The 26,595-nt window shown below is 44.4% G+C and carries 24 protein-coding genes and 1 pseudogene; 17 read left to right on the top strand and 8 right to left on the bottom strand.

Annotation, left to right across the window (positions count from 1 at the left end):
• Window positions 1-122: 122 nt before the first annotated feature.
• Window positions 123-548: pseudogene (locus JMX92_RS07880) on the top strand (nicotinamide mononucleotide transporter); the annotation flags it as partial.
• An 88-nt stretch (window positions 549-636) separates the two neighbouring features.
• Here JMX92_RS07880 and htpX read toward each other — a convergent pair.
• On the bottom strand, window positions 637-1,548 hold the full coding sequence (gene htpX / locus JMX92_RS07875; RefSeq protein ID WP_011961427.1) for a protease HtpX: 912 nt from the start codon (window positions 1,546-1,548) through the stop codon (window positions 637-639).
• A gap of 268 nt (window positions 1,549-1,816) precedes the next feature.
• Between htpX and JMX92_RS07870 the strand changes: the two genes are divergently transcribed.
• From JMX92_RS07870 to JMX92_RS07860, 3 genes are all read left to right on the top strand, one after another.
• Window positions 1,817-2,266, top strand: a complete 450-nt coding sequence (locus JMX92_RS07870; RefSeq protein ID WP_011961428.1) for a DUF962 domain-containing protein — start codon at window positions 1,817-1,819, stop codon at window positions 2,264-2,266.
• Between the two features lie 268 nt (window positions 2,267-2,534).
• Entirely contained in the window at window positions 2,535-3,134 is a 600-nt protein-coding gene (locus tag JMX92_RS07865; protein ID WP_011961429.1) for a YceI family protein, read from the top strand.
• A gap of 168 nt (window positions 3,135-3,302) precedes the next feature.
• The gene (locus JMX92_RS07860) at window positions 3,303-4,508 is read left to right on the top strand and encodes a low temperature requirement protein A (RefSeq protein ID WP_011961430.1); all 1,206 of its coding nucleotides are present in this window, start codon (window positions 3,303-3,305) and stop codon (window positions 4,506-4,508) included.
• 103 nt (window positions 4,509-4,611) lie between these two features.
• Here JMX92_RS07860 and JMX92_RS07855 read toward each other — a convergent pair whose 3' ends face one another.
• The 3 genes from JMX92_RS07855 to tyrS form a co-directional block, all read right to left on the bottom strand.
• Window positions 4,612-4,851, bottom strand: a complete 240-nt coding sequence (locus tag JMX92_RS07855) for a DUF1653 domain-containing protein (RefSeq protein WP_110817126.1) — start codon at window positions 4,849-4,851, stop codon at window positions 4,612-4,614.
• Window positions 4,844-5,425, bottom strand: a complete 582-nt coding sequence (locus JMX92_RS07850) for a GNAT family N-acetyltransferase (protein ID WP_227675317.1) — start codon at window positions 5,423-5,425, stop codon at window positions 4,844-4,846. The genes JMX92_RS07855 and JMX92_RS07850 overlap by 8 nt, the downstream gene beginning before the upstream one ends.
• 116 nt (window positions 5,426-5,541) lie before the next feature.
• Window positions 5,542-6,786, bottom strand: coding sequence for a tyrosine--tRNA ligase (gene tyrS / locus JMX92_RS07845; RefSeq protein ID WP_011961433.1), 1,245 nt, complete (start codon window positions 6,784-6,786; stop codon window positions 5,542-5,544).
• Window positions 6,787-7,283: 497 nt separating this feature from the next.
• On the opposite strand from tyrS, the gene accB reads away from it, so the two are divergent.
• The 8 genes from accB to JMX92_RS07805 all read left to right on the top strand — a co-directional run bounded on the left by accB (window position 7,284) and on the right by JMX92_RS07805 (window position 15,061).
• Window positions 7,284-7,790 (top strand): acetyl-CoA carboxylase biotin carboxyl carrier protein, encoded by a 507-nt coding sequence (gene accB, locus JMX92_RS07840; protein WP_201545025.1) that lies wholly within the window; start codon window positions 7,284-7,286, stop codon window positions 7,788-7,790.
• A 91-nt stretch (window positions 7,791-7,881) separates the two neighbouring features.
• Entirely contained in the window at window positions 7,882-9,228 is a 1,347-nt protein-coding gene (gene accC / locus JMX92_RS07835) for an acetyl-CoA carboxylase biotin carboxylase subunit (protein WP_110817129.1), read from the top strand.
• Window positions 9,229-9,265: 37 nt separating this feature from the next.
• Window positions 9,266-9,961 carry a 5-oxoprolinase subunit PxpB gene (gene pxpB, locus JMX92_RS07830; protein ID WP_011961436.1) on the top strand — a complete coding sequence of 232 codons (696 nt, stop codon included), beginning with the start codon at window positions 9,266-9,268 and terminating at the stop codon, window positions 9,959-9,961.
• A gap of 21 nt (window positions 9,962-9,982) precedes the next feature.
• Window positions 9,983-10,942, top strand: coding sequence for a biotin-dependent carboxyltransferase family protein (locus JMX92_RS07825; protein ID WP_201545023.1), 960 nt, complete (start codon window positions 9,983-9,985; stop codon window positions 10,940-10,942).
• Window positions 10,932-11,696: a 5-oxoprolinase subunit PxpA gene (pxpA, locus tag JMX92_RS07820; RefSeq protein WP_011961438.1), complete on the top strand. Its 765-nt coding sequence runs from the start codon at window positions 10,932-10,934 to the stop codon at window positions 11,694-11,696. Before JMX92_RS07825 ends, pxpA begins: the two co-directional genes overlap by 11 nt.
• An 87-nt stretch (window positions 11,697-11,783) precedes the next feature.
• Complete coding sequence (locus JMX92_RS07815) at window positions 11,784-12,968, top strand: NRAMP family divalent metal transporter (RefSeq protein WP_011961439.1); 1,185 nt, start codon at window positions 11,784-11,786, stop codon at window positions 12,966-12,968.
• Between the two features lie 81 nt (window positions 12,969-13,049).
• Complete coding sequence (locus JMX92_RS07810) at window positions 13,050-13,574, top strand: acetyl-CoA carboxylase biotin carboxyl carrier protein (protein WP_201545021.1); 525 nt, start codon at window positions 13,050-13,052, stop codon at window positions 13,572-13,574.
• A gap of 89 nt (window positions 13,575-13,663) precedes the next feature.
• Entirely contained in the window at window positions 13,664-15,061 is a 1,398-nt protein-coding gene (locus tag JMX92_RS07805) for an anhydro-N-acetylmuramic acid kinase (protein ID WP_201545019.1), read from the top strand.
• Between the two features lie 17 nt (window positions 15,062-15,078).
• On the opposite strand, the gene trxA is transcribed toward JMX92_RS07805, so the two are convergent.
• Window positions 15,079-15,516, bottom strand: coding sequence for a thioredoxin (gene trxA, locus JMX92_RS07800; RefSeq protein ID WP_110817133.1), 438 nt, complete (start codon window positions 15,514-15,516; stop codon window positions 15,079-15,081).
• A gap of 294 nt (window positions 15,517-15,810) precedes the next feature.
• Here trxA and JMX92_RS07795 point away from each other — a divergent pair, with 294 nt between their 5' ends.
• From JMX92_RS07795 to JMX92_RS07785, 3 genes are all read left to right on the top strand, one after another.
• A complete protein-coding gene (locus JMX92_RS07795; RefSeq protein WP_201545017.1) occupies window positions 15,811-17,604 on the top strand; it encodes a SulP family inorganic anion transporter in 1,794 nt (597 codons plus the stop codon).
• 111 nt (window positions 17,605-17,715) lie between these two features.
• Window positions 17,716-18,042 (top strand): beta-lactamase hydrolase domain-containing protein, encoded by a 327-nt coding sequence (locus JMX92_RS07790; protein WP_011961445.1) that lies wholly within the window; start codon window positions 17,716-17,718, stop codon window positions 18,040-18,042.
• 92 nt (window positions 18,043-18,134) lie between these two features.
• Complete coding sequence (locus JMX92_RS07785) at window positions 18,135-18,455, top strand: TIGR01244 family sulfur transferase (RefSeq protein ID WP_201545015.1); 321 nt, start codon at window positions 18,135-18,137, stop codon at window positions 18,453-18,455.
• Between the two features lie 142 nt (window positions 18,456-18,597).
• On the opposite strand, the gene ahpF is transcribed toward JMX92_RS07785, so the two are convergent.
• Window positions 18,598-20,178, bottom strand: coding sequence for an alkyl hydroperoxide reductase subunit F (ahpF, locus tag JMX92_RS07780; protein WP_201545008.1), 1,581 nt, complete (start codon window positions 20,176-20,178; stop codon window positions 18,598-18,600).
• Between the two features lie 446 nt (window positions 20,179-20,624).
• Between ahpF and JMX92_RS07775 the strand changes: the two genes are divergently transcribed.
• Together JMX92_RS07775 and rnr are read left to right on the top strand one after the other, a co-directional pair.
• The gene (locus JMX92_RS07775; RefSeq protein WP_011961448.1) at window positions 20,625-20,852 is read left to right on the top strand and encodes a YdcH family protein; all 228 of its coding nucleotides are present in this window, start codon (window positions 20,625-20,627) and stop codon (window positions 20,850-20,852) included.
• 709 nt (window positions 20,853-21,561) lie between these two features.
• Window positions 21,562-23,874, top strand: a complete 2,313-nt coding sequence (rnr, locus tag JMX92_RS07770) for a ribonuclease R (protein ID WP_011961449.1) — start codon at window positions 21,562-21,564, stop codon at window positions 23,872-23,874.
• A 138-nt stretch (window positions 23,875-24,012) separates the two neighbouring features.
• Here rnr and JMX92_RS07765 read toward each other — a convergent pair whose 3' ends face one another.
• Window positions 24,013-24,768 (bottom strand): endonuclease/exonuclease/phosphatase family protein, encoded by a 756-nt coding sequence (locus tag JMX92_RS07765; RefSeq protein ID WP_201545001.1) that lies wholly within the window; start codon window positions 24,766-24,768, stop codon window positions 24,013-24,015.
• A 307-nt stretch (window positions 24,769-25,075) separates the two neighbouring features.
• Window positions 25,076-26,188: a hypothetical protein gene (locus JMX92_RS07760; RefSeq protein ID WP_201544993.1), complete on the bottom strand. Its 1,113-nt coding sequence runs from the start codon at window positions 26,186-26,188 to the stop codon at window positions 25,076-25,078.
• Window positions 26,189-26,595 lie beyond the last annotated feature (407 nt).

Below are 26,595 nucleotides of genomic sequence, written 5' to 3'. Positions count from 1 at the left end.
ATACTCATGCCTTGTTGTTCGACACTTTTAATCACTTGAGCTCGAAAGTCTGCTGAATAAGTCATAATCTTTTTACTTTTCATTTATTTTAAAACTACTGTACCACTTTTATAAAGGCTCTACTATATTGGTCAAAAAACACCGATCCAGACGGCAATATGGTGCCCAAATCTGCGACCAAATGGGTGTGGCTAGTCACCCTTGCCTTTATCGCCATTGGTCTGGCCATGTTCCCTATCGTGAATGACTTTTTAGCCCAAAAGGGCTACGCTGTGGTACAAGATGATGGCAGTCAGTTTTTAGGCCTCATTGATTTTTATTGGATTAACGTTTTTGCCTTTGTGCTGTCTATTACCGCTCAGGCCACTATGATCTTACGTTATTCCTTTAACTGGTGGATTTGGATTGCCGTAAACTTTGTGTGGCTCATTGTCAATTTAATGAGTGGTAACTATATCTTTGCTATCCAAACCATGGTGTATCAGATTAATGCCTTTATTGGTCTGTATGAATGGCAACGTAGTGCAAGTCAAAACAAAGTGGGCTAAAAGCTATCGTGTAAACAAAAAAATACCGCGATCTTCATCGCGGTATTTTTTATGAGGATACGTTATAGGGTCTATGTGATTTAATGACTTAAGACTGGCCTGGCGTGTACTTTTTTAACGCTTCAATACGGTCATCAAGGGTGGGATGAGAGCGAAAGAAATTAGCAATACTAAAGCCTTGTGTCTGACCTGATGAGATGGCAAAAGCTTGCATGTTTTCAGGCATCTGATCGGGACGTGCTTCGGCCGGACGCAGCGCATTTAACGCACTGATCATCTTGTCACGGCCAGCAAGCTTAGCGCCCATAGCATCTGCACGGAACTCACGCTGACGTGAGAACCACATCACAATCGCTGATGCTAAAAAGCCCAATAAAATATCCATCACAATACTGGTCACAAAATAGCCGATACCTGGGCCATCTTCGTTCTTGAAGACGACTCTATCTACAAAGCTGCCGACAATACGAGCAAAGAACATCACAAAGGCGTTAACCACCCCTTGAATGAGGGCTAAAGTGACCATATCACCATTGGCCACGTGACCAATTTCGTGTGCCAATACCGCCTCGACTTCATCTGGGGTCATGGTATGCAGTAAGCCTGAAGACACCGCTACCAGCGCTTTATTCTTATTCCAGCCCGTAGCAAACGCATTGGGCTGAGCGTTATCAAAGATACCCACCTCTGGCATATCAATATTTACCGCTTTGGCTTGTTTGGCCACTGTCTCAACCAGCCATTGCTCACTGGCATTGCGAGGCTGTTCAATCACCACGGTACCCGTAGAACGTTTTGCCATCCATTTGGATAAAAACAGTGAAATCATAGAACCGATCATGCCATATACCGCACACATTACGGCTAGGCTGGCAATGTTTAGACCCCCTGCTCCATGGACAGAACCCAGTCCAAAAACACTGGATAAAATCCCAAACACAATACTAAATACCACCAGCACTGCTAAGTTGGTCAATAAAAACAGGCCAATACGCATCATACGTTAACTTCCTTTAAATATAATTGAGAGGCAAATAAGCGATGAAATCTTAGCCAAAATCCAAGCGCCCTTTGCAGCAGTCATGACCCTCTTAAATGGGGTCTAAGCGCCAAAAAGTCAACACATCGCCTGGGTAATAAAATCCTGTTTTAACCAAACAACAAGACAGCAGTTTACTTTAAGGTGGCTTATTGTAATAATGAATGACTATAAGCCGTCAATAGTGCACGCTATCACTCTCTACCTCATTACTAATAAGGATATTAGAATGACATCACGTAAACGCTCTGAAAAGCGTAGCTTAGATCAATGGCTGGCAGATTATGCCGTTAGCCACCAAAACCCTATTAATAAAAAAATACACTGGCTGTGTGTGCCGACAATTTTTGTCAGCATATTAGGCATGGGCATGTCGCTGGCCGCTTGGTTTACCATTGTGGCGGCCATGCTGGTTGCGGTGTTCTATTTGCGCTTATCAACCCCTTTATTTATCGCCATGGGCATATTTATGCTGATCAGTATGGCCGCTATCGCTTTACTTCCTCTTGGCTTTAAAGCTTGGGCCGCCGTATTTGTAGTGGCATGGATTGGACAATTTATCGGTCACAAGCTTGAAGGTAAAAAACCTTCTTTTTTTGAAGATTTACAATTTTTATTAATCGGTCCAGCTTGGGTAGCCAATACCTTAATGGGACGCAAGGTGGCCCCTAGTCGTTAACCAAATGTCAGCTTATAACCAAACTACAACCAAAACTGTTGGTTTTGTGGTTTTAGCTATCCCAAATTTACTAAATATTTGTTAAACTAGTGAGCGCTATATATAAGTACCCCTTATAGATTTAGGATGCCTAACCAAGGGCTGTCTGTTCAATAGGATATGTCTCACTTAGTGTAGCTTTTCATGCGACTGCTTATCGATCTAACTGATGATGGATTTGATGACTTTATAATCGCACCTTATAAAACTTATAACAGGAGAATGTACTGTGAATCTAATTCAAAAAACGCTTACTATTGCCACTGTAGTTGGCCTAGGTTCTTTAAGCGTTGCTGCCAATGCTGCGCTTTATGAAATTGATCCTGCCCATGCCAATGCTCGCTTTTCTGTAGACCATTTTGGTACCACCACGAACGCTGGCGGCTTCTACGGTCTAACAGGTGTGGTAGATTATTCTCCTGAGAAAAAACAAGGCTTTGTGGGTATTACCATTCCTATGAACAACTTAAGCACCAACTTTAAGCCTTTTGATAAGCACTTAAAATCTGCTGACTTCTTCAACGTAGAAAAGTACCCTACTGCTTACTTCAAATCTACCAAATGGGAATTTGATGGCGATAAAGTAAAATCAGTCAAAGGCGAGCTAACCATGCTTGACCAAACACACCCAGTTACTTTAACAGCCACTAAGTTTAACTGCTACGATAACCCAATCTTAGAAACAAAAACTTGTGGTGGTGACTTTGAAACCACTATCGACAGAACTCAGTGGGGTATTAACACTTACACTGACGGCGGTATGATGAAAGACGTTAAACTAAAAATCCAGATCGAAGCGGGTCTAAAAGACGACAACAAAAAGTCTTAATAACCACAGGCTTTCATCACGTTTTGGTCAAGGCTGCTTTAGGGTAGACCCAACCTAGTTCATCCAAAGCACAGGCCCAAAAAAGGCGCTACTCAACAGTGGCGCCTTTTTGTGTTTCAATAAGTCAAGATTATCGTTTTTCTACAGATGACCGGAGTATCAAAATAGATGAGCCTACCCCATATTTGGCCTATTTCGGCAAGAGATACCCATGAGCCTAACCGCGCCTCAACCCCGCTTGAGCTTTTATTTGACTTGGTGTACGTGATTGCCATTTCTGCGGCAGCTCAGGGACTGTATAAAGATTTATTGGCACATGAGTATGCAGGGTTTATTACCTTTACCGTGGCATTTTTTATTCTATGGAATGCCTGGTCTAGCTTTACTTGGTTTGGTTCCGGCTACGACCCTGATGACTTGCCGTATCGGATATCGGTCATGATGCAGATGTTTGGCTCGTTACTGATTGCCGCCAATATCCACCAATTCTTCGAGCAAGGGCTGATCTGGATTGGGGTTGCAGGCTACGCCATCATGCGCTTGGCCAGCTGTAGTCAATGGTGGCGAGTATATCGCCATGTGCCAGGCCACAAGAAGGTAGCTGGCCGCAGTATCTTTGGTCTCATAACTCTACAACTGATGTGGATAAGCTGGTTGTTTTTGCCCGCTGCTATAAAAAAACCTGCCTTATTTTTATTCATTACAGCAGAGCTGTTGATGCCCATCTGGGCCCGCTCAGAGCAATTTGATAATTGGCATCCCCGTCACATTGCAGAGCGTTATGGGTTACTTACCATTATTGTGCTTGGGGAAGGTATATTGGGCGTCAGTCAGACTATTTTGCATTTTTTAATCAGTCCGGCCTACTCAGCCTTTGCCATTATAATTTCAGGCTCAGCTTTAGTGGCGCTATTATTTGCTGTATGGTGGCTATATTTTAGCATCCCCTTCGATGACATCTTGGATGAAGAGCGTCGCCGCCATGACTTTGTATTTTTTGGTTATGGTCATTTCTTTATTTTTGCGGCGTTGACCGGTCTGGGCAGCACCCTAAAGCTGGTCACCGAAATCATTGATGAAACTAGTGAAATAACCGCTCAAGGCATCTCTCAGTCCTATACCATGGCGATGATTATGCTGCAGTTAGCAAGCTTTTTATTGGCCTTAATTACATTACGAGCCCTCATGTGCCGTAATTCGAGTCACAATATGGTTGCGGTACTGGCAAGCTTGGTTATCCTAGCCTTAAGCTACACGATGGTACATCAAGGTATTTCAATCACTTATGGCATTTGGTTTAGCGTACTGGCACCCCTGAGTCTGATTGCCTTATTTAATTGGGACAACAAGACTTGGGCCATGAAATCAGGATAATTAACAAGGTGACATTACGTCATCAGCAGATTAGTGTCCTAAAGCCACATCTACTACATCTACTACATCTACTAAATGAAACTTTGCCATTGGCAATAAACAATTAATCGGCTAAAGCTTGTATCAATTTAAAGCGCGGTACAGTCTGCCCTTCGAGCTGCACAGTCTCAGTAAACATAGCTAGGGGTCTTACCCACACGCCATATTCGCCATAAAGACAGCGATAGACCACAACTGCCTCTTCGGTTTCTGAATGGCGCGCGGTGTGTAATACTTGGTACAGATTGCCTTTGTAATGCTGATAGATACCTTGGGGCACGTGATTGTTATGATGTTCACTCATAGCGTTTTTGTTTCTCTTCAAGTTGTGTTTTGGCTTGTGGCCACTCATCAGCAGTCATGCTATAAAACACCGAATCTGTAATCGTGCCATCTTGGCGTATTCTATCGCCTCGAATGATACCGTCTTTTTTGGCACCCAGTCGTTCAATGGCATTTTGAGATTGCGTATTGATGATGTCGGTACACCACCCCACCGTCTGATAGCCTAGCGCTTCAAAAGCATAGGTTAACATCAACAACTTACACTCTGTATTTACATGGGTGCGCCAGTACGACTTGGCATACCAAGTATAGCCAATGCTTAACCGCTTAACGTCTGGTCTGATTCGATACAAACTGGTTGAGCCAATTGCTTGATTGGTAGCCATATCTATGACCGCAAACGCAATTCTGTCTTCGGTATCATTTGCTGTAGCGATATAAGTAGGTATCGACTGAGGGTCGGGCACAAAAGTATAGACTGTTTGCCACAGTTTTCCGTCTTGGCAGGCGTGTGCCAAATCAGTGGCATGCTTTTGAGTTAAAGGTTCAAGCCGTACTTTAGCAGTGGTTAATATGGGCGCATTTGGCATCATTATGTTTACCATTAATGGTTATTGCTCAATAATGATTTAGAGTTTAAAGAGCCTTGAGCATCTTGCAAAGTGCTTGATACCCAGACTCATTTACGAGGTTTAAGACGGCCCACTTATTAAGCAATGGTCACTTTAGCAAAAGCCTTTTTACCGGCCTGAATAACTACCGATTGACCAGAAGTTAGGCTAAAGCCTGCGTTTACTTCCTCACCATCTACCTTCACTGCATTGCGCTTTAACATATCTTTGGCAGCAGCGCTGTTTTTGGCCAAGTCTGCTTGGTTTAAGATTTGAGTGATAAATAACGCCTCTTGACCAGCCTCTAGCTCTAAAGTTACCTCTGGTAAATCAACAGGCAGCTCACCATCGGCTAAGACGTTACCGGCTGACTTGTGCGCATTGGCAGCGGCTTCGGCACCGTGGAAACGCTCGATGAGCTCTTCAGCTAGGATGCGTTTAATCTCTTGCGGATTACGGCCGGCTGCCATCTCAGCCATTAAGGCGTCCACTTCACTCATGGGCTTAAAGCTTAAAAACTCAAAGTAGCGATGGATAAGTGAGTCTGGCATAGATAAGATTTTTTGGTACATGGTACCCGGTGCGTCTTCGATACCGACGTAATTGCCAAGTGATTTTGACATTTTATTAACGCCATCTAACCCCTCTAAGATAGGCACAGTAATGCACACTTGCGCTTCATGGCCATAACGGCCTTGTAAGGTGCGCCCCATTAATAGGTTAAAGGTCTGATCAGTCCCCCCCATCTCAACGTCCGCTTCAAGCGCAATTGAGTCATATCCTTGTACTAATGGATATAAGAATTCATGGATAGCAATCGGGGTTTGTGAGGCATAGCGCTTAGCAAAGTCATCACGTTCAAGCATACGCGATACGGTTAACTGGCTTGCCAACTGAATCATATCGCCGGCGCTCATGTCATTGAACCACTGTGAGTTAAATACTACGTTGGTTTTCTCTTTATCTAAGATTTTAAAAACCTGTTCAGCATAAGTCTTAGCATTGGCCATCACCTGCTCATCGGTAAGCGGTGGACGGGTAGTATTCTTACCAGAAGGGTCACCAATTTTGGCGGTATAGTCCCCAATCAAAAAATAGATCTCATGGCCTAAATCTTGAAAATGCTTTAATTTATTGATTAGTACTGTATGCCCTAAGTGTAAATCTGGGGCGGTGGGGTCAAAGCCGGCTTTAATTTTTAAGGGACGGCCCAGCTTTAGTTTGGCCACCAAATCTTCTTCTGAAAAAATCTCATGAGTGCCGCGCTTAATGATAGCCAGCTGCTCGTCTAGACTTAAAGCATTGGATGGACTTGATGATTGTTCTGATGTCGCTTGGCTCATAATTGCCTCAATAGTTGGGTAATGAATAGGAAATGACAGTCTAATCAAGACTATGTTAATGAGTATAAAAAATGAATGCTAGGATTTTAATGAAGAATTTAGCAAAAAGCTATGTTAGTCGCCGTTTTGGGCTTAGATTTGGCAAAAGCTTGTCTGTTTTGATTTCTATTTTTGGCGCTATTAAAAAAAATTTTATTAAGGTCAAAAACCTCGGATGTAAAAAAAAACAATTTTTTTTCGATAATTTGTCTAGATGATTTTATATTTTGTCTTTTATAAGCTATGATAATTTATAGCTCAAGTTAAACGAATCTACTTAATCCATACGCTTATTATATTAACCTTTAATGATTGTTTAGGTGGTTTTAGGCCGTCTTTGCCCAACGGGTTTGGCGTTGTAGTTTTTGTGCTATTTGCAGGATTTTTACTAGACAGCTGTTAATTGACTAACCTGTATGTCGTTGCTTCTAACTGTGTTTTGCGTTTAAGGAATCATAATGAATATAGATTTTGATCATTTAGAAAAAATAATTGCGCTCGCTGAACGCTCAAATATTCAATCATTAGAAGTGGTGGATGGATCTCAGCGCATACATGTTGTTTGTCAGGCGGCAAGCTTAGCCAATACCGCTGAGTTAGCGCATAGCCCTACCACTCATCATGTCACAAATACCCAAGCACAGACTCAAAATATCCCCGCAGCCTCATCAACTGCTACGCCCTCTTGTGATCAAGACACTGCAAAATCTAATGACTTGGCCACCAAGACAACCGTTATCGCGCCGATGATGGGCACGTTTTACCTACGCCCTGAGCCTAATGCTGAGGTGTTTGTTCACGTTGGTGATAGCATCAAAGCTGGTGATACCCTATGTGTGATTGAAGCGATGAAAATTATGCATGAAGTCAAAGCGGAGACTGACTGTGTCATCGAGAAGATATTAATCAAAGAAGGTGATGTGGTCGAATTTGATCAGCCTTTATTTGAAACTCGCACGCTGTAAAGCAAATTCGTACCCTCTGCTTCATTTATCATTTTATGACACGCATTATTACCCTGTCTAACCTTTAACCTGCCTCTGCAAGGAAGCTGATATGTTCAAAAAAATTCTGATAGCCAATAGGGGTGAGATTGCCCTACGTATTGTCCGTGCCTGTCAACAAATGGGCATTAAATCAGTGGTGGTATATTCTCAATCAGATAAAGATACGCTTGCTGTAAGATTAGCGGATGAAAGTGTCTGTATCGGCCCTGCACCTGCTCCTAAAAGTTATTTAAACCAAGAAGCCATCATTTCAGCAGCACTCATGAGCGGTGCTGAAGCCATTCACCCCGGCTATGGATTTTTAGCCGAAAACGCCGCTTTTGCTGAAGCGGTAACTGACGCAGGATTGGTTTTTATTGGTCCTACTGCACAAAACATTCGTCAAATGGGCGACAAAGTAGAAGCCAAAAAACAAATGCTACTAGCGGGTGTTCCTTGTGTCCCTGGCTCTGAGGGCGCCTTGCCAGAAACTGAAAATGAGGTATTGGCACTCGCCGAGAAGGTGGGCTATCCGGTGATTATTAAAGCGGCCAGTGGTGGCGGTGGCCGTGGTATGCGTGTGGTCGACAAACAAAGTGAGCTGCTTAAAGCCATTGCAATGACCAAGAGTGAAGCGGAAGCCAACTTTGGTGATTCTGTGGTATATCTTGAACGTTATTTACAAAAACCACGTCATATCGAGGTGCAAGTCTTGGCCGATACCCAAGGCCACGCGATTCACTTAGGTGAGCGTGATTGCTCAATGCAGCGCCGCCATCAAAAAGTGATTGAAGAAGCCCCTGCTCCAGGTATCAGTGAATCACAGCGTCAACAAATTGGTGAGGCCTGCGTTAATGCCTGCAAGAGAATGGGCTATGTTGGTGCGGGTACGTTTGAATTTTTATATGAAAATGGCGAGTTTTTTTTCATCGAGATGAATACCCGCATTCAAGTGGAGCATACCATCACCGAGTTGGTGAGTGGTATTGATATTGTCCAAGCTCAAATTACCGTAGCTGCAGGTCTACCTTTATCGTATCAACAGACTGACGTTAAGCTTTCTGGCCATGCGTTTGAATGCCGAATTAATGCCGAAAATCCTTACACCTTTTTACCGACACCCGGCAAAATCAGCTATTGCCACTTCCCTGCAGGTATGGGCGTACGTGTCGACAGTCATGTTGAGTCAGGCTCAGTGATTCCCCCCTCTTATGACAGTCTGGTGGCCAAAATATGTGTTTATGCAGCAGACAGAGCCACGGCAGTGAATTATATGCAAGCAGCACTCAAGGAAGCTAGCATAGAAGGCATTGATACCAATTTAGCTTTACATAAGCGCTTATTTGAGGATAAAGGCTTTCAAGAAGGTGAGGTTAGTATCCATTATTTAGAACAGTGGATTGAGCAAAATATTTAATTGACTCTATATTATCAACCCTTAAAGGACTTAAGGCATGCCAAACTTGATCAGTAATGCTGAACTCAACAGCCCTGACCAGCCCACTTGGCAATTGTGTAGTGAGACCAATTTAACGCTACATTTTGCTAAGCCTATCACCCTACAAAAGCAGCAGCTTTGCTGGGCTTTGGCTGATCGTATTCGCAAGCTGCTGACGGTGACCGAAGTCGTCATTGGTATGAATACTTTGAGCGTTTTTACCCAGCCATTAACTTTTATTGAGCTAAATGAGCTAAAACAACACCTAACACAGCTGATAAAACAAACAGAGGGTCAAAGCATTCAAGGCAAGCATATTCAGATACCCGTGCAATATGGCGGCGAATATGGCCCTGACCTAAAGCCGATGGCTCAGGCGTTAGGCTTGTCTGTAGAAGAGGTGGTAAAGCTACACAGCGAGGCAATTTATACCGTTTACTTTATTGGATTTCAGCCAGGATTTCCTTACTTGGGCGGCTTATCAGAAAAGCTTTATTTCCCAAGGCGAGAGACACCGCGTACTCAGGTTCCAGCAGGCTCGGTCGGTATTGGCGGTGAACAAACGGGGGTATACCCCTTCTCCTCCCCAGGCGGTTGGCAATTGCTGGGGCGTACTCAGATGCCGCTGTTTGATTTGACACAAAACCCGCCGACCGCACTGAGTGCAGGAGATACTCTGCAGTTCACGGTGCTTGATATTCATTACTCGTAAACAAGGGATAGGCCACTGATTATGAAGATTTTAGCCTCAAATGCCTTAGCCAGTTTTCAAGATTTGGGGCGCTTTGGCTTTCGTAGCCTAGGCGTGGGCACAAATGGAGCCATGGATCCTTGGGCATTAAAAGCTGCCAATGCTTTATTACAAAACCCATTAGATACGGCTGCCATTGAAATTACTTTAGGCAGCTTTAGCGTGCAATTCGAGCAAAATACTTGCTTTTGCTTGACTGGGGGATTGTATGAGGCCTATCTCGATGAGCAGCGGGTGTACGCTTATTGGCGCATTACGGCTCAGGCTGGACAAACCTTAAAGCTTGTGCGCCCCCTGCAAGGCATGTATACCTATTTTGCAGTGCAAGGCGGCTTTGATATTGAGGCTGTTCTGGGCTCAAAAAGCACCAATACTAAGGCCGAATTTGGTGGCTTAAACGGGCGGTTTTTGCAGCCACAAGATAGCGTTAAAGTCGCCAAACTAGACTCAACACATAGGCATACCAGCGAGATTGGCGTGGCCGCTCCTCGCATGCCAGCTTCCCATCTTGATAGCAGCGCGCCCCAAATCCGCGTTATTGCCAACAGTGAATACGACCACTTTACTGAGTCTGCCAAACACAACTTTGAGAATCAGCTGTGGCAAGTCGATACCAGCAGCAACCGTATGGGCTATCGCTGTATTGGTGAAAATATACTTGAGTTTGCTCAAAAGTCAGAGATGAGCTCGCATGGCGTGGCCGCAGGCATGATTCAGGTGCCCCCTCAAGGCCAGCCCATTGTGCTAATGGCCGATGCCCAAACGACAGGTGGCTACCCTAAGATTGCCACCATTATTGAGGCGGATATTGGACTGATGGCACAGACCCGTTTTGGCCAAAAATGCCAATTTAAAATGGTCTCTATACAAGAGGCAATACAAGCCCGTCAAGACAGACACCGTTATATTGAACGTATTAGGAAATATGCTTATGACCACTAATTTACCTGTTAATAAACTGCAAACTATTGATTTGAATGCAGATGTGGCTGAAGGCTGTGGCCAAGATATTGCTTTAATGAATATTATTAGCTCTGCTAATGTCAGCTGTGGTTTACATGCCGGCTCGTATCAGCACATGCTTGAAACCTTAAAACTGGCCAAACAGCATAATGTACGAGTCGGGGCACATCCTGGCTTTGATGACAGAGATAACTTTGGGCGCACCGCACAGCAGCTACCAGAAGAAGAGTGCCGTGCCCTGATTCATTATCAGCTGGGTGCAGCAAAAGCCATGTGCGATTTGGTTGGCGTTAAGCTAAGTTATGTCAAGCCGCATGGCGCTTTATATAATCAGGCGGCTAAGGATGAGAAGTTGGCTAAAATTATTGTCAATGCGGTCAAAAACTTTGATCCAAGCCTAGCAATTATGGGGCTATCGGGTAGTTACCTAATCAGCGTCGCTAAGGCTCATGGCTTAACCTCAATCTCCGAAGTCTTTGCTGATCGTAACTACGAAAGCGATGGCTCTTTGGTTGCCCGAAGCAAAGACAATGCACTGATTACCGATGCGACCCAAGCAGCACAGCACGCTCTACAAATGATTACCCAAGGCATCGTGACCAGTGTAGATGGAGTTCAAGTACCTGTGGAAGCCCAAAGTATTTGCCTCCATGGTGACAGTGAGCATGCTGTGCAGTTCGCAGCTGAGATTAAGCAAAAGCTTGAGCAACAAGGTATTCTCATTTGTATCTGATGATTTTAATTTGAGTGTGTAACCCCCCCTTTGACCTTAAAATATTTTAAGACTACTCCTGATAGCTCACCGACAACAAGGATGTTTATGACAGCATTAAAAAAGAAAAACACCGCAATATTAGGAGCCGCTTTCTTAATGGCGACCTCCGCTGTAGGGCCGGGATTCTTGACCCAGACCGCTACCTTTACCGAAAGCTTAATGGCAAGTTTTGGCTTTGTGATCTTAATATCCATCATTATGGATATTGGGGTTCAGCTTAACGTTTGGCGTGTTATCGCTGTCTCCAAGATGCGCGCACAACAAGTGGCTAACTTAGTATTCCCAGGGGTTGGCTATTTACTTACTTTCTTGGTCGTGCTTGGCGGGCTGGCTTTTAACATCGGTAACATCGGTGGTGCAGGTTTGGGTATGCAGTCTGTATTCAACATCTCCCCCATCACCGGCGCCCTTATTAGTGGCGTAATTGCGGTAGCCATTTTCCTAAGCCGTGAAGCGGGACCTATGATGGACCGATTTACTCAGCTGATGGGCTTTATTCTACTGATTTTGATTATTTATGTGATGTTCAAATCAAATCCTCCCTTTGCTGAAGCGGTGACTCGGACTGTTATGCCTAGCAAAATTGATGCGATGGCCATCGTAACTTTGGTGGGTGGTACGGTCGGTGGTTATATCACTTTCTCCGGTGCTCACCGTCTGTTGGAGGCGGGTGTCAGTGGTGAAGAGAACCTGCCGTCTGTCACTCGCAGTTCAGTATCAGGTATTTTAATAGCGTCGATTGTACGTGTCTTTTTATTCCTAGCAGTATTGGGTGTGGTGTCTAAGGGTGTATCGCTCGATCCATCGAACCCGGCTATGTCACCTTTTGAGCATATTTTAGGCAATGCCGGTAAGATTATCTTTGGTATTGTGATTTGGGCCGCCTCCATTACTTCTGTCATTGGTGCAGCTTACACATCCGTCTCGTTTATGAGTAATTTTCATCCCTTTATCGAGCGCAACAGCCGCTACTTTATTATTGGCTTTATCCTCATCTCTACCTTTGTGTTCGCCACCGTGGGTAAACCTGCTCAGTTATTGGTCTTGGCAGGTACACTAAATGGTCTGATATTACCTATTGCTATGATTATTATCCTGATTGCCGCTTATCGCTCCAATATTGTGGGCAGCTATAAGCATCCAATTTGGATTGCCGCTTTTGGTTGGATCATTGCGCTTATCATGAGTGTATTAAGCGTCATTACTATTGCAAACTACATCACCGGTTAAACAAGATCGCTAAGTTTTGCCTAACGATATAAACCTAAAACAATGGTTTCGCACCTATTATGAAGAGAAAAAGGGAGCAACATGGACATTACGACCATTGAAGCTGTGGTAAAAAAAGTTGCCAACAGCTCAGTACAGCAAGTTACCATCAGTGAGGGCACTCAGTCCATTACTGTGGTGAATCGTAGCCCATCGCAGCTAAGCAGTACTGCAAGCTATGCCACAGCTAAAAATAGTGCTACAGCTGAAAATAGTGCCACAGCTGAAAATAGTGCCACAGCTGAAAATAGTGCTACAGCTGAAAATAGTGCCACAGCTAAAAATAGTACCGCCGCCGCAGATCAACAGGAGAGTGACTCTAACAAACCTGCTGCCAAACACATCACCTCAACCTATGTGGGTTATGTTCAATTGGGAAAAGATGCGGCTGCGGCACCATTAGTACAGCCAGGGGATAGCGTCCAAGTCGGTCAAACTGTGGCTTATATCGATGTTTTATCTAAACTGATGCCTGTGCTGAGTGAAGATAATGGCATTGTTGAGGCAGTTTTGGTCAATAATGCAGATAAGGTAGATTATGGTAAGCCCCTTATTAAACTTCAATAAAAAGCTTAACTAAGCGCCTTTTGCTATAATAGGGTAGTCCTGCCTTTTGGCAGCCTACCCTTTTTTATTGCAACTACTGTAGCAGGCCTATGACACATACTGACGCACCCTCTTTAGACCATTCTTTACCCCCCTCAGACAGCTCTTTAGAACATTTAGATCATCATGAAAGCCATCTAGAAGACTTAAAGTCTGCTTTATCAGACACCCTATTTGAGAGCTTCGATAGCGGCTACTACATTGGCATGATGTCAGGCACCAGCCTAGATGGTATGGACGCCGTGATTTGTCAGTTTGATAGCGCAGAGGCTACAGATGCTGCAGCAGACAAAATTGTGGTCACCCATTCACAGCCCTTCCCTGAACACCTGCGTGAGACCTTATTGGCACTGTGCCAACCCAATGGTACCGCCCAGCTTGCCTATCCAGTAAAAAACATTATTTTGGATCAGCAGCCACACAGCGAGCTTGAGTGGTTTGGCTGGGCGAGCCGAGAGTATGCCGAATTTGCCAGTACCGTGGTCAATGAGCTGCTACAAAAGTCAGGCATTAGTCCTGAGGCCATCTTAGCCATCGGCTGTCATGGTCAGACTGTGCGTCACCGTCCCAACTTAGGGTTTAGCTTACAGTTGGTCGATCCCAATATCATCGCTGAGCGCACCGGTATTAGTGTGGTCACCGATTTTCGCCGCCGCGATATGGCGGTGGGTGGACAAGGCGCGCCGCTGGCACCCGCTTTTCATTTAGACCAGTTTGGTGCGCCGTTAGAGCCGTCACAACACAATAGTGGCCACCGTATCGTCGTCAATCTAGGCGGCATTGCTAACATTACGGTGCTGCCAGCCGGCTCAGCTGAGCAGCAAGCAGCTTCGGTGATCGGTTATGACACCGGCCCGGCCAACATCCTGCTTGATGCTTGGTACCAATACCATGCGCCAAGTCTTGATGAGAGCCTCAAAGACAATGAGCTGTACGATACAGATGCCAAGTGGGCGCAGTCAGGACAAGTGAATGATGAGCTGTTAAATCAGTTGCTGAGTCACCCCTATTTTACCCAGCCCACGCCCAAAAGCACTGGACGTGAAGATTTCAATCTCTCCTGGTTACAGCAGCAGCTTGAACAGTTACCCGAGCAGACTCACGCCCAACTGCATCCGCAAGACGTGCAGGCTACATTAACTGAGCTGAGTGCCCGTAGCTTAAGCGATGCCATTGCCGCAGAAGCGACTCGACTTGATATGACAGGTGGTGAGCTGATTGTGTGTGGTGGCGGTGCTTATAATGCTTATTTGCTTAAGCGTCTTGCTGCGTTATTGCCAAACTGGCAAATACTGACCAGCGCAGACTTTGGGATTGCGCCTACTTGGGTAGAAGCCATGGCGTTTGCTTGGCTTGCACGTCAGACCATCATGGGTGCCACCGGTAACCTGCCTGCAGTTACCGGTGCCAGTAAGACAGTGGTCTTGGGTCAGGTGTGTTTTGCCTAACCCAATCAGATTTTAAATTAGCTCAAAGACTGAACCCATTGCACAATTTGATTGCTCGGCAGGGCGCCTGACTGCCGGGCAATTTCTTTTCCGCCTTTAAAAGCCACCATAGTCGGTAAGCTGCGGATACCATAAGGTGCTGCGGTCTGCTCAAACTGATCGGTTTGCAGCTTAGCAAAGACAATATGCGGCAATTGAGCTGCGGCCTGCTCGAACTGTGGCGCCATCATATGACAAGGCTGACACCAACTGGCCCAGAAATCGACGATGGTTAGCACCTCGTTTTTTTGGATGATCTTGGGGGCACTTTGAGCGTTCAATATCACAGGCTTGCCTATTAGCAAGGCATTTTGGCATTTGCCGCATACTGGATTTTGATTGATACGGTTAGCAGGAATGCGATTGGTGGCTGAGCAGTGAGGACAAACCAAGTGTCGTGATTGTGCTGTGGTCATGATAAATTACCTCTTATGGTTTAACGCCTGTAATAACAGCAGTTTATGTTTGATTTATTGCCTTGGATATTGGTTTTATTTAGCACTATATATTTTATTTAGGATTCTATAATGGGGGTTATTTATCAAACTTGCCAGCTTAGCGCAAAAAACTGATACAAAGTCACCACCTACTCTGGGGTGAGTTATCACTTTGAAAATAACCGTTACTCATTATCTCAAGCTATCTTGCGCCATCTGTTATATTATACAATTAAGTATATTAACTTATCTCGCCATCTGTAAGAGGCCACAGTGACTGACAAGCCGACCTCACTCATCCCGCACACAAAGCAAGACTGGCTTAAAAAGCTGATTCCCGCTTGGGTTTCAGACTATAGCCCCTCTCGCCTACCCGCTGACATTATCGCCGGTATTGTGGTTGGTATCTTGGTCATTCCACAAAGCCTCGGCTACGCTGTATTAGCGGGATTGCCCCCTGTGTACGGGCTATATGCCTCAATCGTGCCAGTTTTGGTCTACGCCTGGGTCGGCTCAAGCAGTGTACAAGCACTCGGCGCCGTTGCCATTACTGCGATCATGACCGCCAGTAGCCTGCATGGTCTGGCAGTTGAGGGCAGTTTGCAATACATCATGCTTGCCAGCTTATTGGCACTGATGATGGGCGGTATATTATGGCTCGCCGGCAAGCTGAAGCTTGGCTGGATCATGCAGTTTATTAGCCGCGGGGTATCGGCAGGCTTCGTCAGTGGGGCGGCGGTGCTTATTTTTATTAGCCAGATAAAATACTTAACCAATATTGCAGTCAGCGGCAATACCTTGCCAGGCTATGCCATCTCCATGTTTAGCCAGTTAAACAGCTTACATCTGCCCACCTTGCTAATTGGTGCTACCGCTTTTGTTCTGTTTTTATTAAATCGCTATGCCAGTGCTTATGTCTGGGAATCTTGGCTACCGCAGGCTCAGGCAAAATGGGCTGGACGATTGTTTCCGCTGCTACTGGTGGTGGTAGCCATTGTCTTAAGTTACTTGGGTCAGTGGGCAAGCCGAGGTATTCGCACTATTGGTGAAATCCCAAGCGGCTTACCCAGTTTCTCTGTGCCTGAATTTGAGTCATTTTCACAAGTTGCCACCTTATTACCCACCGCAGGCTTGATGGCGCTTATTGTGTTTATCTCCAGCAGCTCAGTCGCCAGTACCTATGCCCGATTGCGCGGCGAGAAGTTCGATGCCAATACTGAGCTTAGAGGACTGGGTCTGGCCAATATTGCCGGCGGTTTTAGCCAAAGCTTTCCGGTAGCAGGCGGGTTTTCCCGCACAGCCATCAATGTCGACTCTGGTGCTAAGACCCCTTTGGCCAGTGTGGTCAGTGTGGTGGTCATGGTCATCGCGCTATTGTCTTTGAGCCAAATGATAGCGCCGCTGCCCTATGCGCTGCTCGGTGCAATGATTATGGCCTCGATTATTAGCCTCATTGACTTTGCCACCTTTAAAAGCGCTTGGAAAACTGATCGTCTGGATGCATTAAGCTTTTCAGCCACCTTTTTTGGGGTGCTGCTATTTGGGCTTAATGTGGGCTTGGTCATCGGTATTATTGTCTCTTTTGCTGGCTTAATCTGGCAGTCAAGCCAGCCTCATATCGCCGTAGTAGGCCGCCTACTAGGCACCGAGCATTTTCGTAACGTAAATCGCCATGATGTGATTACCTACGAGAATTTACTGATTATGCGGGTTGATGAAAGCTTGTTTTTTGGTAATAGTGAGTCAGTGCATAGCCAAATCCAGCAAGCGCTCAACCACCACCCTAAAGCTTCTGAGTTGGTACTGATTATGTCCTCAGTCAACCACATTGACTTGACGGCACAAGAGATGCTTATCACCTTAAACCGTGAGCTGGTGGCCAACAATAAGCGTTTGCACTACAGTTTTATTAAGGGGCCGGTGATGGATGTTATAGAACAAACAGCGGTGATTACTGAGTTATCTGGACGTGTATTTTTGAGTACCGTTCAGGCCATTAACCTGCTCACCGATGACAATCTTCATAACGACCAGCACCCTACTGTGCAGCAACAAGAATTTCATTAGGCGAATTAAGCACTACCTGGTGTTCAAAACCACGCTAAAATTAACACAAGCCCAAGCTTTGACGGCTCAAAGTCTGTGGCCTCCATTTACTTTTATTAGACACACAAAATTATGAGCGACTCGTTAACTATCTATAAGCAAATATACCCTACTCAGTGCGCAAAGCTGTCACAGATGGGCTATCGCTCACTGATTAATATTCGTCCAGACCTTGAGACTGAGCATCAGCCCTCAAGTGAAGCGCTAAGTGTCGCCGCTCAGCAAGAAGACTTAGCGTATGTCCACATTCCCTTCGATGAAGAGCGTCTTAGCCGTGCTACCGTCGTACGCTTTGCGGAGCAATATCACGCGCTACCAAAACCTATTATGCTGTTTTGTGGCTCTGGCCATCGTGCCAAGCTGCTTTACCAAAGTGCATTGATGCAAGGTTTGCTATAAGTTATATTGACGTCACCGGTTACGCATAGCACGTATTTATGATTATTTTATAACATCAAAAAACATAATTTTATTGTTAATAAGGATTTCTTATGTCACATCAAGTCAGCTTCTCAGGTCAGATCACCCCAGAACAAGTTCAACAAATCGCCGATCAAGGCTTTAAAACCATCATTAACAACCGCCCTGATGGAGAAGCTGTAGACCAGCCCACCAGCGCTGAGATTGAAGCCGCTGGAGTTGCGTATAAAGAAATCTCATTTGCAGGTAATGAGTTAAATATGCAACATGTTGAAGATTTCGCCGATTATTTCAATCAAGCCGAGCAGCCTATTTTGATGTTCTGCCGCACTGGCAATCGCTCAAATGGCTTATACGAAGCGGCCAAGCAAATGGATAAGCTAGACGACTAACTAAAGCTTTATTTGCTTTATTGCTATTTGCTTTATTGTATGAGCCACAATTATCCACAAAAAAGCCACCGCAACTATAGATAGCTGCGGTGGCTTTTGAGTTAAAACAGAGCTATTTTTTAGCCCACGCTTATAAAAAGGCTTACTGCATTACTAGGTATTCAAAAGCTGATAAGGCCGCTTTGGACCCCTCGCCCATAGCAATGTTGATTTGCTTAAACGGTACCGTAGTCACATCACCTGCTGCAAAAATACCACGGCGATCGGTCTTACACGCTTCATCAATTTCAATCTCACCAAAGCGGTTCACATCCACAAAGCCTTTAACAAAATCAGAGTTTGGCACTAGGCCAATCTGAACGAATACCGCAGATAGGTCCTGCTCTTTGATATCGCCTGTTGTGCGGTCTTCATAAACGATTGAAGTCACTTTACCATCTGTCGCTTTAATCTCTTTGGTGGCAGCAGAGGTAATGATATTAATGTTATCAATTGACTTGGCTTTATTAATCAATACCTGGTCCGCTTTTAAATCATCAGCGAATTCAAAAACAGTCACGTTTTTGACGATACCGGCCAAATCTAGCGCCGCCTCAATACCTGAGTTGCCACCGCCGATAACCGCGATATCTTTGCTTTTGAAGAAAGGACCGTCACAGTGAGGACAGTAAGCCACACCGCTACCGATGTTCTCCTCTTCACCCGGTACATTTAGCTTACGCCACTGAGCACCGGTTGCAATAATAATACTGCGCGTTTCAAACTGCTCGCCGGTATTTAACTGAATGCGGTAGTTCTCATCTTCCGTTTCACTCAGCTGTTTCACACTGACGTGCTCTTTAATGGTAATGTCATATTCAGCCAAGTGTTTTTCAAAGTTTGCTGACAGCTCGCTGCCGGTAGTTAAAGGCACGGAGATTAAGTTCTCAATACTTTGGGTATCCTTTACTTGACCGCCAATACGATCAGCAACGATGGTAACTTTAAGACCTTTACGTGCGCTGTAGATGGCTGATGCCACCCCTGCTGGGCCACCACCGATAACCGTCACATCTTGACGCTCTAACTGTTCAGCATCCTCTTCACTAGGTGCGGCCAATAAATCCGGATACTGTTCTTGTAGCTTATCAATGATACGTGCCGTATCTACTTTACCATTTAAGAAGGGTTTGCCGTTCAAAAATACCGCTGGCACGCCTTGAATGTTGTTGGCTTCTACTTGCTCTTGGAACAGCCCACCATCAATCATCTCATTGCTGATGCCGTCATTTAATAAGGCAAACTGGTTTAATGCTTGTACAACCTCTGGACAGTTGTGGCATGACAATGAAACGTAAGTTTGGAACTGTAAGGGCTGAGCGATACGCTTCACCATTTTTTGGATGCTGTCATCAAGCTTCAGCGTGTGACCACCGGCTTGTAAGATGGCTAAAATTAGTGAAGTAAACTCATGCCCGCCTGGGATACCGCTAAATACGATACCTGTCTCATTATGGCCACTGTCTTTTTCAGAGATAATCTTGAAGCTAATTGGGCTAGGTAAGCTGTCATCGGTCGCAGCGTCATCAAAGTTAATTTTGTCGGTGGTACCGGCAATCTGCTTTAAAAAGTCTACCAATTCGGCTTTTTTGGGATGGTCACCTTGACCGATCACGAAGCGAATGGGGTGAGTCATATTTTCACTGTAACTTTTTACTGCATCTAATAAACCTTGGTCTAACATGGTAAGCTCCTTATCTAATTTTTATTTGCTGTCTTATTACCAAAAAGGGTGAAACACGACATTAATGAGCCAGCCCATTGACTGATTGTCGTGTTATCTCATACCTCTATTATCGAAGCTTGCGCCCCAAACGGCAAGCGGATAAACCTCAACACTGCAATTTATAAAACTAAACGATTAAGATTAAACGTTTTGTATTTCAAAACAATACATTGGCTTATCATGCACCTTTGGTCAGGCCATTACCTTAATAATGGATGAGATAAGGAGTATTGTAATTTTGGCAAAATAACCGCTTTTAGGCATAGTGTTTAGCAACAATTTTGGGTACAATTTAGTTAAAGCCAACAATAAATATAAACTCTCGCACTAAATAGGGTGCTACTTTTAACATTAAGATAAGCGCTTTATTTAGTTTATAAAACCAAGAAAATAAGGACTACGCTATGTTCCATGAACACCGTGATTTAATCTCTGAACTTAAAAACACAGACTCTCATTTCCAAAAAATGTTCAAAGAACACAACGAATTAGACACTGAAATTGGTAAGCTTGAAAATGACGTAGTTAAGTCAGTTAGCCGTGAAGAAGAAATCGAGGAAATGAAGCGCCGTAAGTTGGCTCTTAAAGATGAAATCGGTCGTTATTTAGACGAAAAAAGCAAAGCTGAATAAGCCACCATGCTCTTCGTAGTTTTCATCAACGAAACATCAAAGCCCTACTGATTACAGTGGGGCTTTGACTTTTTAAGGCCTAACTGTGGTGGGAGGCGGCTAACTTGTGTCAAATGACGCTCATTTCACAAAAAAACCAAGCTGGCCACATCAACATACAAGGCTAGATGGCTTAATCTTACAAGACAACTGCACTACAAATGCAATCTCTTTAGTGAGGGCAGCAAATCAAGCAGTCACAATCAATACGCTTTGTTTACGTTAGTTAACCCGTAGTATCATCGTTGCTCATACTTATTAACGCTTTTTTTATGTTAATATAGCTTCGATGGTACAAAAACCTTCATTTGACTATCTATAAGACTCAGTACAAACTAAGTACACACGCTAAAATAAGTACACATGCTAAAAAAAGCAAATAATAAGGGCCACCGGGTTAATAAGCGATTCAATACCCCCTACCCTGTACTGACTTATAATGAATCACTTATATAGTTAATCACATAGTACCTAATAAAAGCGCTATTAAACCAAACCGTGTTTATTAGCCCATATGGCTACTCAACTTAGCACGAAAAAATCGGTTGTGAGACCAACACAGTCACCTTATTTATAAACACTGACTTGGTCAATTTAACTATCAAATCACTTGAACTATCAGACCACCCTTACATTTAAATTAAAACACAAATAACTCATACGGTATTATATGACCTGGAACGATCCTAACGCACAACAAGAAGCTCAAAACTACGAAAATCCTATCCCAAGCCGCTTGCTTATTTTGCAAACCTTGGCCGATCAAGGAGAGCTTACTCACAAACAATTGGCTCAATCTTTTGGGATTGACAATGAAGATCAATTTGACGCTTTAGGCAACCGCCTAAAGGCCATGGCCCGTGATGGCCAAGTCAACCGTGAAGGTAGACCTTATAAATACCGCGCTGTGACAAAGCAAGATGTGGTCACAGGTACCGTATCAGCGCATGCCAAAGGCTTCGGCTTTTTAGTACTTGATGACATGCCAGATTTGTTTTTGCATGAAAAACAGATGCGCTGGGTATTCAACGGCGATACCGTTAATGCTATCGGCACCACCACCGATAATCGTGGCCGCACTGAAGGGCGTATTGTTGAGGTTATCGATCGCCAACAGACCCACTTTATCGGTACCTTAGAAAAAGATGATGAAGGCTATACCGTATCTTTGGCAAGCCCCAACAATCATCAACCGATTACCGTTACCGAAGACAATGTCAAGGCAGTGAATGCCAAGCCAGGTGTTGCGGTAAAAGTCGACATTATCGATTGGCCTACTCAACACGAATTTGCCACGGGTAAAATCGTTAACGTGATGGATGATGATAATGACCGTGAGGTAATTATTGAAACCACTTTACTTAACTATGATATCCCAAGCGAATTTGGTGCAGGTGTTATCAAGCAAGCCAATAGTTATAAAGAGCCTAACAAGAAAGATTTGCAAGGCCGCATTGATATCCGCGACTTGCCAATGGTCACCATTGATGGTGAAGATTCACGCGACTTTGACGATGCGGTATATGCGGAGAAGCGTCCAGGCGGTAACTACCGTGTGGTAGTAGCCATCGCCGATGTGAGCCATTATGTCACCCCCAATTCAGCATTAGACCATGAAGCCTTCGAGCGGGGTACTTCTGTATATTTCCCACATCATGTGGTACCGATGCTACCAGAGGTATTGTCTAATGGCCTGTGCTCATTGAACCCAGGCGTTGACCGTCTATGCATGGTCGCCGATATTAAGTTATCGCGCGCCGGCAATATCACCGGTTATGAGTTCTACCCTTCTGTGATGCACTCTCAAGCCCGTTTGACTTATAACCAAGTCAATGATTACTTTGACGGTAATATGGAAAATGTCCCAGACTCTTTAACAGGCAATAAAGACGTTAAAAAATCTGTCGATACCATGCATCAGCTATACAAAGTATTGGTTAAAAAGCGCGAAGAGCGCAATGCGATGGAGTTTGAGACACCTGAGACTTATATTAAGTTTAATGAAGAAGGCGGCATTGATGCCATCGTGCCACGTACCCGTGGTGACTCGCACAAGCTGATTGAAGAGCTTATGTTATTGGCCAACACCTGTGCTGCTAACTTTGCCCTTAAAAATGAGCTGCCCGTGTTATACCGTAATCACGATAAGCCAGATTCTGAGAAATCTCGCACAGTGCATGAATACGCCAAAAACTTCGGTATCAGTTTCCCAGAGGAAAACCCCACTCAGGCGGACTACAAGCGGATTATCGAAGCCACCAAAGATCGTCCAGATGCGGTGAGTATTCACAGCATGCTGCTGCGCTCTATGATGCAGGCCAACTACTCACCGGACAACATCGGTCACTTCGGTCTTGCTTATGATGAATACTCACACTTTACCTCACCGATTCGCCGTTATCCTGACTTAATGCTGCACCGTGCTATTAAGGCCAAAGTCACTGGTAAAAAACAACCGCAAATGGACTTTACGCTAGAAGAAGCCGGTCAGCAGACTTCAGATACGGAGCGCCGTGCTGAAAAAGCCTCGCGCTTTGTTGAGAGCTGGTTAAAATGCCACTACATGAAAGATCATGTGGGTGAAGAGTTTGATGGTGTGGTCACCACAGTCACCAGCTTCGGTCTATTTATCAATTTGACTGAATTATTTATTGATGGCTTAGTGCACATCTCAAACGTGGGTAAAGACTACTTCGTTTATGATGAAAAGCAGCAGCAACTTATCGGCCAAGACAAAGGTATGGTCTATGGTCTAGGCGACTTAGTACGTATTAAAGTGGCTGCGGTCAACATGGACTTATTGCAAATTGACTTTGAGCTTATTGCCAAGCTTAAAGCCAGCGCCATGAACCAAACCAAAAAAGACGGTAAAGCCAACGCTAAACAAAAGCCATCGGCTCAAAACAGCAGCGCTAAACATGGGGAAGACAAAAAACCGTCTCGTCGCCGTAGTAGCCGAGGCCGTGGTAAACCTAAGTCTTAGACCGGTCTATAAGCTTACAACGCTTGAGACAAAAAAGTTGAACCGTTAAGCATAAAAAGGTGCCATTCAGTTATCTGGGTGGCTTTTTTATTGGCTTATCATTTTAGCTGATAGTTAATGCTTGAGGTTTATTGTCCCCTATAAGCTCAGCTCAGCACTGATGGGTAAATGATCCGATAGCTCAGACCAAGGCTTGCCCTTATGCACCCAAGCCCGCTTAACCTTTAGGTTACGTACATAGATACGATCAAGGCTTAGTACCGGCAGCTTAGCCGGATAAGTGGGCAACAGCTTTTTATGTTTTTGCATAAAAGCTTCTGTCATATTAAGCTCATGCGCCAATCTTTGACACGAGACTTTTTTCCAATCGTTAAAGTCACCCGCTAAGATAAGGGGGCGGCTTTGATCAATGGTGTCATTGACGTACTCAGCAATGGCTCTATACTGCTTTTGACGATCATTCTCTAACAGATTTAAATGAGCGCACAGCACCACCACCGGCTCAGACCAGCCCAAAGGCAACACTTCACAGTGCAGCACGCCTCTTTGCTCAAGCTTATTTACAGTGATATTTACATTGTGCTTGGGGTCAAGTGGATGACGACTGAGCACTGCATTGCCATGGTGACCATTTTCATATTCGCAGTTTTTACCATAGCTATGTGCGCAGTTTAGATATTCACCAAACCACTCATGTTGCGACTGATTGGGGTATTCGTTGTATTTGACCATACGTTTAAGATTTTGCCCCTGCACTTCTTGTAGACATAAGATATCAGGGTGTAAGTCTTTTAAAGCCATGCCTATTTGCTTGGTCACAACTTGGCGATTGAGCGGAGACATGCCTTTATGGATGTTGTAGGTGGTAATGGTGATGCTATTGGAATTTATCATTATCAATATACTTAATAGTGTCAAAGTGAGTGAACTAAAATGGCTTTATTTTTATTATGAGCGCTTATGCTTAGCCTTGTCTGGATGATTATAATATGGATTGGGCTTAAGGTTTGAGGTCGATTCGTTTTTTAATGCAGCATATTGTTAGCAATTATTTGGCAAGACTTAATAGCTCACTTATCTTATGGGCTTAATAAACCCGTCTTATGAACCTAATAAAAAAGACACTGATTATAAATCAGTGTCTTTTTATATCACTCACAGCAGCTTGGGTTTAGCGCTGTTTGGATGATACGATTTGAGGCTAATAGCGAGTTACCAAAGCAATCGGCATCTGTTCATCCATAATATCTTGCGGCATAAATACCACCTTACCCCCATTATGAATGACCTGTTCAATGATTTCACCCACCGCATCATCGGTTACCCCGTCAGCAGTAGGATCCTCTGCTAATTCTAACGTCTGCGCTTTTTCATCGATCGTTGCAGGCTGCATATAACCACGGCGCAAGTACAAGGTCTCGCCCGCACCTTGGAAGGCTGCACGGTAAACTTCTTGTAAATCTGTGCGCAGCATCTCTACACCACGCGCTTTATCAATATCGCCTAACGCCGCTTCATGCAGTGAGCTGCGATATGCTTCAACGGCTTCTTGTACGCCATCTACTATATGCTGAGCACTGCCATTTTCTAGATCGGTTACGTTAGATACGGCGCCGATGATATTATCAGGGCGATCACAGACTTCTTTATAATAGCTGATGTTGCGGTTATCCCCTACTAAAATCAGTGGCATTCTATGCTCACCCCACAGCTCCTGAACACTCTTATCCACACGGTTAAAGTACTCTTTTAGGTAGCTGTTTTCGTTGTTCGCTGAACGATCAGAGCCACCATCGCCTGTTTTATAAAGGCTGTTGTTCTCAATAGGAAAGGGAATACTTTCCATGTGGTTTTGCGCTTTGTCATTCTGATCAAACTCTTTGATCACACGGCCGTTTGCCGCTTCAATCAGGCGGGCTTGGTCACGGCCGAGTACCACCACGTAATAATGTACAGCACTTGCCATATCACGAACCAAATCACGGGTCGCAAAACGTTCACCGATAATCACACGCTCTTTGGCATCAAAAGGCAGACGAATAACCTGGACATCTTCTGTACTGGCAAATATCGCTAAGGTATCTAGGTTATAGTTGTGGTCTAGATGATCAGTTTCGGCATGGATTTTGTCCATAATAGCCGCCGCTGTCCCTTTATCGTACTCATTAGTAATCCGCTCTTGCGCCACTTTAAGTTGATTCTTTAAAGAAATAGGGTCTTGCTCATTATCAGGATGCTGTCTGTGCGTGGTTACAAAGATACTTACCGCAGGGTTTGCTGTGCTTTCGCGTAAACTTTTCAAAGTCGCTTTCATAAAAATTTCCTTATTATTGTTGCTTTGGATTATTGTTGCTTTGCTTTCTTAAAATTATTGTTTATTTTGACTATATAATTCACCTTAACAACTAAACACCCTATCTGCCACATGATTTTGTAAAGCAATGTTGAGGGCACTTGATAGCTTGTGTGTGTTGTGTAATTAAGTGAGTCGCCCTTTTTGTCTATCAAGTATTCCTACAATCTCACTGCAGACAAAACTACAGACAAACCATAAAAACAACGGCGATAAACAAGTTGCCCTAAACACCGCTTAATCGCACAATCAGCAGATAAGGGCACAACTGGCCTCTTGTAATCTGTGCTGATAGGCTCAATAGTTATTACAAAGCGCGTATTTTGTCGCCTATTTTTACAGTATTAACCTAGGATTTCTTATACTTT

The organism is Psychrobacter sp. H7-1 (genome assembly GCF_904846585.1).
GTDB lineage: Bacteria > Pseudomonadota > Gammaproteobacteria > Pseudomonadales > Moraxellaceae > Psychrobacter > Psychrobacter raelei.
Note: the sequence above shows the minus strand (reverse complement) of the source record. Positions and strands in the feature narration are given on the sequence as shown.